This window comes from Motilibacter peucedani, assembly GCF_003634695.1.
GTDB lineage: Bacteria > Actinomycetota > Actinomycetes > Motilibacterales > Motilibacteraceae > Motilibacter > Motilibacter peucedani.
Window position 1 is genome coordinate 22,244 of sequence record NZ_RBWV01000004.1, and the last position, 7,737, is coordinate 29,980.

Sequence of the window (7,737 nt, forward strand, 5' to 3'; positions counted from 1 at the left end):
CGTCAGTGACGGCGGACACGACGGTATCTGCGGAGGCCCCCATGGCGCACGGATTCGCGGACGTGACGAGCACGCCGCGCTCGACGTTCTACGACCGGGGCAGGTTCGGCCGGCTCTTCCCGACGCTGCCGGCGTTTTCCGCCGACACCCCTGCGATGCGCGCCGCCCTCGCGGAGCTGGGCGCCCCGGGCGGCCCGATGGACGCCGGCGACGACCTGAGCGACCCGGTCGCCCTCATCACCGACCCGGCGCTCAGCCTGCACAACCGCAACAACCCCACCTCGACCGCCGGCTTCACCTTCGTGGGGCAGTTCCTCGACCACGACATGACCTTCGACCCGACCTCGAGCCTGTCGCGGGTCCAGGACCCGGAGTCGATCCGCAACTTCCGCATCCCGGCGCTCGACCTCGACAGCGTCTACGGCGGCGGTCCCGACTCCTCACCCCACCTCTACGACCACTCGGTCGACGGCGGGCGCTCGACGCTGCTGGTCGAAGACGTACCCGGCTCTGCGGCGGTCTCGGTCGACGGGTCGGCGCGCCACGACGTGCCCCGCAACGCGCAGTCCGTCGCCCTGCTCGGCGACCCGCGCAACGACGAGAACCTCATCGTGTCGCAGCTGCACCTCGCCCTGCTGCGGTTCCACAACGCCGTGCTCGCGGACGTGCGCGCCGACCTGGGCAGCGCCTTCACCGTCGACGAGGTCTTCGCCGAGGCCCAGCGCGTCGTGCGCTGGCACTACCAGTGGATGGTGGTCCACGAGTTCCTGCCGCACACGGTCGGACAGGACACCGTCGACGCAGTGCTGCGCGACGGGCGCTCCTCCTTCACCTGGCGGCACGACCCCTTCATCCCGGTGGAGTTCTCGGTGGCCGCCTACCGCTTCGGGCACTCGCAGGTGCGCCCGAGCTACCGGGCCAACTTCGGCACCAGCGCGACCGACCCGGCGCAGCAGTTCTTCGGGCTGATCTTCGACCCGTCGGCCACCGACCTCGCCGACCCGGCCGACCTGCGCGGCGGGCGCCGCGCGCCGCGCCGGTTCATCGACTGGCAGACGTTCTTCGACTTCGGCGACGGGCGGGTGCGGCCCAACAAGGCGATCGACACGACGCTGTCCTCGCCGCTGTTCCACCTGATGGGGATGCCGCCGACGACCGCGACCTCGCTGGCCACGCGCAACCTGCTGCGCTCGCTGATGATGCAGGTGCCCTCGGGACAGTCGGTCGCGCGGGCCATGAGCCTGCCGCTGCTGGCGGCCGCCGACCTCGCCGACGTCACCGACCAGGGGCTGGACAGGCGTACGCCGCTGTGGTTCTACGTGCTGCGCGAGGCGCAGGTCACCGCCGCGGGCGAGCACCTGGGCCCGGTCGGCGGCCGCATCGTGGCCGAGGTGCTGATCGGGCTGATGCAGGGCGACTCCGGCTCCTACCTGCGCCAGGACCCGGAGTGGACGCCGACCTACGGCACGTCGGCCGGGTTCGCGATGGTCGACCTGCTGCGCAAGGCCGGAGTGGTCGCGACCCTGCCGTGAGGCGGCCTGCTCAGGGCAGCAGCGCCGGCTGCACGCCCGCGCGCAGCAGCCCGAACGAGTAGCCGTCGACCAGCGCCTCCCAGGACGCGCCGATGACGTTGACGCCGACCCCGACGGTCGTCCAGGCCTCACCGCTCTGGTTCGCAGTGGTCAGCAGCACGCGCGTGAGCGCGCCGGTGCCCGTGCCGTTGCCCACGTCGACGACGCGGACCTTGTAGTCGACCAGCTCGAAGGTCTCGATGACGGGGTACGCGGCGGCGAGCGCCTGCCGCAGCCCAGCGTCGAGCGCGTTGACCGGGCCGTTGCCCTCGCCGATCGCGACGTTGCGCTTCCCCGCGGCGTGCACCTTCACCGTCGCCTCGGCGACGGTCGCCTCGTGCGAGCGGGAGTCGACCGAGACGTGCCAAGACTCGATGTCGAACCAGGAGCGGCGTACGCCTTCGACCTCCTCGAGCAGCAGCAGCTCGAAGCTCGCGTCGGCCGCCTCGAAGGTGTAGCCCCGGGACTCCATCTCCTTGACCCGGTCGGTCAGCCGGGTGACGACCATCCGCTCCCCCGACAGGTCGTAGCCCAGCTCCTTGCCCTTGAGCTCGACGCTCGCGCGGCCGGCCATCTCGGAGACGAGCAGCCGCATGTCGTTGCCGACCAGCGAGGGGTCGGCGTGCTGGTAGAGGTCGGGGTCGACCTTGATGGCGCTGGCGTGCAGGCCGGCCTTGTGCGTGAACGCGGAGGAACCGACGTAGGGCTGGCGGGCGTAGGGCGGGATGTTGGTGATCTCGCTGACCGCGTGCGCGACCCGCGTAGCCTCCGCCAGCCCGGTGCCCTCGAGCAGGCTCATCCGCTTCTTCAGCTCGAGGTTGGCCACGATCGTGACGAGGTCGGCGTTGCCGGTGCGCTCGCCGTAGCCGTTGAGCGTGCCCTGCACGTGCGTGGCGCCGGCGGCCACGGCGGCGAGCGTGTTGGCCACCGCGCAGCCCGCGTCGTTGTGGCAGTGGATGCCGAGCTTCGCGCTGCTCGCCTCGAGCACGGCGGCGACCGTGTCGGCCAGCTCGTCGGGCAGCAGCCCGCCGTTGGTGTCGCACAGCGCGACGACCTCGGCGCCGGACTCGGCTGCGACGCGGACGAACTCCAGCGCGTAGCGCGGGTCGTAGCGGTAGCCGTCGAAGAAGTGCTCGGCGTCGACGAAGACCCGCCGGCCCTCCTCGCGCAGGTGGGTGACGGTGTCGCGCAGCATCGCCAGGCCCTCCTCGGGCGTGGTGCGCAGCGCCTTCTCCACCTGCAGGGCGTGGGACTTCGCGACCAGCGTGACGACCGGGGCCATCGAGTCGCGCAGCGCGGCGACGAGCTCGTCGTCGGCGGCGCGCTTGCCGACCCGACGCGTGGAGCCGAAGGCGGCCAGGGTGGCGTGGCGGAGCTCGAGCTCGGTCTGGGCGAGGCGGAAGAACTCGGTGTCCTTGGGGCTCGCGCCGGGCCAGCCGCCCTCGATGTAGCCCACGCCCAGGTCGTCGAGGTGGCGGGCGATGGCGAGCTTGTCGGCCACCGTCAGCGTCAGGCCCTCCTGCTGCGCACCGTCGCGCAGGGTGGTGTCGTAGACGTGGAACTCGCTGCTGGCCGGGCTCATCGCGGGTCCTTCCGGGGGCTGCGCTCGTCGTGCACGTGCGGGGGGCTGGAAAAGCAAAAGACCCCCCGCGGGTGCGAGAGGTCTGGCGCGCTGGCGGTGGGGCCGGCGCGCCTAGTGAATGATCTCCACGAGTCGAAGCACGGGCTCATCCTGCCACACGGGGCGGCCACTGAGCGGCCTGTGTCCGAACCCGTCAGCGCGTCCGCCCTGGCGGACGCGCGACGGGTTCGGACACTCGAGGGTTGTAGCGATCCATTGTATGGATACACTCGGTGTCGTGAGCGCTCCCCGGATCACCCTCGACGACGTGGCCAGCGCGGCCGGTGTCTCGCGGATGACCGTGTCGAACTCCTACAGCCGGCCCGAGCGGGTGGCGGCCGAGACCCGCGAGCGGGTGATGGCCGCGGCGGCCGAGCTCGGCTACGGCGGGCCGAGCCCGGTGGCCCGCACCCTGCGCCGCGGCAGCACCGGCGTGCTCGGACTGCTCCTCAACGACGCGCTCCCCTACGCCTTCAGCGACCCGGGCGCCGGGGCCTTCCTGCGCGGGCTCACCGTCGAGGCCGCCGACGCCGACCTCGCGCTGCAGATCCTGCGCGCCACCGGCCCGACCGCGCGGGCGCGCGTCAACGACGCCGCCGTCGACGCCTTCGTCACGCTCGCCCTCGCCGACGACGACCCGGCGCTCCTGGCGGCGGTCGAGCGCCGCGTACCCGTCGTCTGCTCCGGCAGCCCCGCGCTGCCCGGCGTCCCGTGCGTGACGGTCGACAACGTGGGTGCGTGCCGGCGGGCCGCCGAGCACGTCGTCGCGCAGGGCTACACCCGCTTCGCGGTCGTCACGTGGTCGCTGGGCACCGGCGTCTTCCGCGACCGGCTGCAGGGCTGGCGCCGCGGTCTCGAGGCCGCCGGGGTCGACTGGAGCGAGGTCGCCGTCCACGAGCGCGCCGGCAACAACCGCGCCCACGGCTTGCAGGCCGGGCACCGGATCCTCGACGACGTCGTCGGGAGCGAGGAGAGGTACGCGGTGCTCGCCGCCACCGACGTGCTGGCCCTCGGCGTGCTGCAAGCGGCCCGCGAGCGCGGCGTCGACGTCCCTGCCCGGCTGGGCGTCGTCGGCTTCGACGACGTCGAGGAGGCCGAGACCGCCGGGCTGACCACCGTCGCGCAGAACCTGTTCGCCCAGGGCCAGGAGTGCGCGCGCCGCGCCTCCGGCCTCGTCACCGGCCCGACCCGCCGGCACCCCACCCGACTCGTCGTACGCAGGAGCACCTCGTGACCCTCTCCACCCTCGGCCTGCTCGCCGGTGCGCTCACCACCGGCGCGTGGCTGCCCCAGCTGGCCCGCACCTGGCGGCGCGGGTCGGCCGAGGACATCTCGTGGCCCTACCTGGCGGCGTTCGGCTCCGGCGTGGTCGGCTGGCTGGTCTACGGCCTGCTGTCGGCCGACACCGCCATCTGCGTCGCCAACGGCGTCACGCTCGCCCTGCTGGTGGGGCTGGTGCTGCTCAAGAGCGGGGCGCTCGGGGGCGTCCGGTCCCCGCTGCGCGCGTCCCGCCCCGACTGACCCACGACGTCGTGGACTCCCCTGACCCAGGAGCGCACACCTGGACCCACGACGTCGTGGGAAGTGCCAGGGTCAGACCCGCCGCGAGGCGCCGCGCTCGCCGAAGCGCGTCCAGAGCAGCAGCACGATGACGGCGCCGATGACCGAGCCGATCAGCCCCGAGGGCTGCAGGAAGCCGTCCTGCGAGTCCTTGTGGAACAGCACGTAGCCGAGGAAGCCGCCGACGAGCGAGCCGACGATCCCGAGCACGACGGTCATCGCGATGGACATCGACTGGCGTCCCGGGACGATGAGCCGCGCGAGGGCGCCGGCGATAAGTCCGACCACGATGATGGTGACGATGAGCCCGAGCATGACGTACCTCCTGGTATGGACGATCTGTCCCGACTCGTCGAGTCCACCACCCCCCGGGGGGTGCCCGGCACACCCCTAGGGGCGGTAACCTCGCCGTCGTGGCCCCCGGACGCAAACCCCTGCGCATCGCGCTCGTCGACGACTACGACGTCGTGCTCACCGGGGTCGCGACGATGCTCGACCCCTACCGCGACCGCGTGCTCGTGTGCGAGATCGACGCCAACGCCGACGTGGTCGACGCCGTCGACATCGCGCTCTACGACTCGTTCGCCCAGCCGGAGTCCGACCACTCCGAGATCCGCGTCCTCGTGGACAACCCGCGGTGCAGCAGGGTCGTCGTCTACACCTGGAACTTCGACCCCGACCTGGTCGAGAGCGCGCTGGCGCAGGGCGCGAGCGGCTACCTGTCGAAGACCCTCGGTGCCCGCGAGCTGGTCGAGGCGCTCGAGGCCGTGCACGCCGGCGAGCGCGTGGTCAGCTCGCAGCCGGCCCGGGCGCGCAGCGCACCGGGGCTCGACTGGCCCGGTCGCACCGAGGGGCTCACCGACCGCGAGGCCGAGATCCTCGCGCTCATCACGCAGGGCAAGAGCAACGCCGAGGTCGCGGCGCTCACGTACCTCAGCCCGAACACCGTGAAGTCATACATCCGCACGACCTACCGCAAGATCGACGTCCAGAGCCGCACCCAGGCGGTGCTCTGGGGCGTGGCCCACGGGTTCACGCCCGACCACCGGCGCATCGACCACTGGCGCGGCGGGCCCTGACCCGACGGCCGCGGCGGCCGGACAGGCAGCGCGTCAGTCGACGCGGTGCATCCACCCGTGCGGGTCGGGGGCGGTGCCGTGCTGGATGTCGAGCATCGCCTGACGCAGCTGCAGCGCGACCGGACCGGCCCCGCCGTCGCCGACGGTCCAGGACGCGGCGGCCGACTTCACCACGCCGACCGGCGTGATGACGGCGGCGGTGCCGCAGGCGAAGACCTCGGTGATCTCGCCGTTCTCGTTGCCCTCGCGCCAGTCCTGCGTCGAGATGCGCCGCTCCTCGACCCCGAGACCCAGGTCGGCCGCCAGCGTCAGCAGGCTCTCGCGGGTGATGCCGGGCAGCAGAGTGCCGGTGAGAGACGGGGTGACCAGCCGGGCGTGCGCGCCGGCACCGTGGACGAAGAACAGGTTCATCCCGCCCATCTCCTCGACCCACCGGTGCTCGGCGGCGTCGAGCCAGACGACCTGGTCGCAGCCGTGCTGCGAGGCCTCGTGCTGGGCGGCGAGGGAGGCGGCGTAGTTGCCGCCCGTCTTGGCCGCGCCGGTGCCGCCAGGGGCTGCGCGGGTGTACTCGGTCGAGAGCCAGACGGTGACCGGCTGCACGCCGCGCGAGAAGTACGCGCCGGCGGGCGAGGCGATCAGCAGGTAGGTGTAGGAGTTGGCGGGCCGGACGCCCAGTCCGACCTCGGTGGCGATCATGAACGGGCGCAGGTAGAGCGCCTTGCCCGGGTCGCGGGGCACCCAGGCGACGTCCTGGCGCACCAGCGCCTCGACCGACTCGACGAACAGCTCGGTGGGCAGCGGAGGCATCGCCATGCGCTCGGCCGAGCGCGCCATGCGGGCGGCGTTCGCGTCGGGGCGGAAGACCGCCACGCCGCCGTCGGGCTGGGCGTAGGCCTTGAGCCCCTCGAAGATCTCCTGGCCGTAGTGCAGCACCATCGTCGCCGGGTCGAGCGCGAGCGGGCCGTAGGGCACCAGCTCGGCGTCGTGCCAGCCGCGCGCCGAGTCCCACCGGGCCAGCACCATGTGGTCGGTGAAGACGCGCCCGAAGCCGGGGTCGGCCAGCGCCGCCTGGCGCTCGGCGTCGGAGAGCGGGCTGCTGGTCGGTTTGAGCTCGATCGGCATGGGGTGAACGGTAGCCGCTGTCAGGCGCTGCGGTGCAGCCGGGCGCGCGCCGCCCAGAGCGCCCAGGCGGCCGCCCAGTCGGCGCGCAGCTCGCGCTCGCGGCGGGCCTCGTCGCGCACCATCGTCACGGCGTCGCGCGGACCGACGGCAGGACCGTACGGCTGCTCGACCCACCAGCGGCGCCAGGCGCGCTGCGCGTGCCGGCTGGCGACGTCGGCGTCGAAGACGCTCACCAGCAGGCACTCCTCGACCGCGCGGGCGAAGAGCCCCGGCTCCGGAGCCCACGCCAGCCGGGCGGCGCGCTCGAGGTGCTCCGACAGCGCCACCAGCGCGGCCTCGGCCTCGGGCTGGGCGACGCGGGCGAGGTGGCAGTGCTCGGCGACGGCCGCCTGCCACAGGTGCGCGTGCTCGGGGTCCCGCAGCCGCGTCCAGCTGGGCGTCGGGGGCAGCGGCGGGATCGCGTGCTCGGGACGACGGGGCGCGGCGTGCAGCGCGTGCGTGACCGAGAGGGCCGAGCCGAGGAGCCGGCGGTGGGCAGGGAAGCTCGCACCCGGGTCGGCGTCGGAGCCGCCGAGCAGGAGGGGGAGGTCGGAGGGAGGGCGCCGGGCCCCCCGCCGCACGAGGTGCACGCTCCCAGCCTGCCACCTCGCGCGGCCTCGTGCACAGCCGTATCGAGCGCGGGGGCTAGCTGTACTGCTCGGAGACGTTGGTGCAGCGGTCGATCGGTGGCTGGTTCCCGAGGGCGGTGTGAGGCCGGTGGTGGTTGTAGTGGTGGAGCCATGCT

General features: G+C 73.2%; 9 protein-coding genes. 4 read left to right on the forward strand and 5 right to left on the reverse strand.

The window, feature by feature from the left end:
* Positions 1 to 41: 41 nt before the first annotated feature.
* On the forward strand, positions 42 to 1,532 hold the full coding sequence (locus CLV35_RS01395) for a peroxidase family protein (protein ID WP_121191643.1): 1,491 nt from the start codon (positions 42 to 44) through the stop codon (positions 1,530 to 1,532).
* Between the two features lie 10 nt (positions 1,533 to 1,542).
* On the opposite strand, the gene cimA is transcribed toward CLV35_RS01395, so the two are convergent.
* Positions 1,543 to 3,153, reverse strand: a complete 1,611-nt coding sequence (gene cimA / locus CLV35_RS01400; protein ID WP_121191644.1) for a citramalate synthase — start codon at positions 3,151 to 3,153, stop codon at positions 1,543 to 1,545.
* A 277-nt stretch (positions 3,154 to 3,430) separates the two neighbouring features.
* Between cimA and CLV35_RS01405 the strand changes: the two genes are divergently transcribed.
* Both CLV35_RS01405 and CLV35_RS01410 read left to right on the forward strand, forming a co-directional pair.
* Entirely contained in the window at positions 3,431 to 4,426 is a 996-nt protein-coding gene (locus CLV35_RS01405) for a LacI family DNA-binding transcriptional regulator (RefSeq protein WP_183061587.1), read from the forward strand.
* Positions 4,423 to 4,713: a SemiSWEET family sugar transporter gene (locus CLV35_RS01410; protein WP_121191646.1), complete on the forward strand. Its 291-nt coding sequence runs from the start codon at positions 4,423 to 4,425 to the stop codon at positions 4,711 to 4,713. The genes CLV35_RS01405 and CLV35_RS01410 overlap by 4 nt, the downstream gene beginning before the upstream one ends.
* Before the next feature lie 72 nt (positions 4,714 to 4,785).
* Here CLV35_RS01410 and CLV35_RS01415 read toward each other — a convergent pair whose 3' ends face one another.
* Positions 4,786 to 5,067 (reverse strand): GlsB/YeaQ/YmgE family stress response membrane protein, encoded by a 282-nt coding sequence (locus CLV35_RS01415; RefSeq protein ID WP_121191647.1) that lies wholly within the window; start codon positions 5,065 to 5,067, stop codon positions 4,786 to 4,788.
* 173 nt (positions 5,068 to 5,240) lie between these two features.
* On the opposite strand from CLV35_RS01415, the gene CLV35_RS01420 reads away from it, so the two are divergent.
* Positions 5,241 to 5,831: a response regulator transcription factor gene (locus CLV35_RS01420; RefSeq protein WP_121191658.1), complete on the forward strand. Its 591-nt coding sequence runs from the start codon at positions 5,241 to 5,243 to the stop codon at positions 5,829 to 5,831.
* Positions 5,832 to 5,864: 33 nt separating this feature from the next.
* Here CLV35_RS01420 and CLV35_RS01425 read toward each other — a convergent pair whose 3' ends face one another.
* The 3 genes from CLV35_RS01425 to CLV35_RS01435 form a co-directional block, all read right to left on the reverse strand.
* The gene (locus CLV35_RS01425; protein ID WP_121191648.1) at positions 5,865 to 6,953 is read right to left on the reverse strand and encodes a branched-chain amino acid aminotransferase; all 1,089 of its coding nucleotides are present in this window, start codon (positions 6,951 to 6,953) and stop codon (positions 5,865 to 5,867) included.
* A gap of 20 nt (positions 6,954 to 6,973) precedes the next feature.
* Positions 6,974 to 7,582 carry a hypothetical protein gene (locus CLV35_RS01430; protein WP_121191649.1) on the reverse strand — a complete coding sequence of 203 codons (609 nt, stop codon included), beginning with the start codon at positions 7,580 to 7,582 and terminating at the stop codon, positions 6,974 to 6,976.
* Between the two features lie 55 nt (positions 7,583 to 7,637).
* The coding region (locus CLV35_RS01435) for an integrase core domain-containing protein (protein ID WP_147431837.1) at positions 7,638 to 7,737 on the reverse strand (100 nt) is incomplete at its 5' end.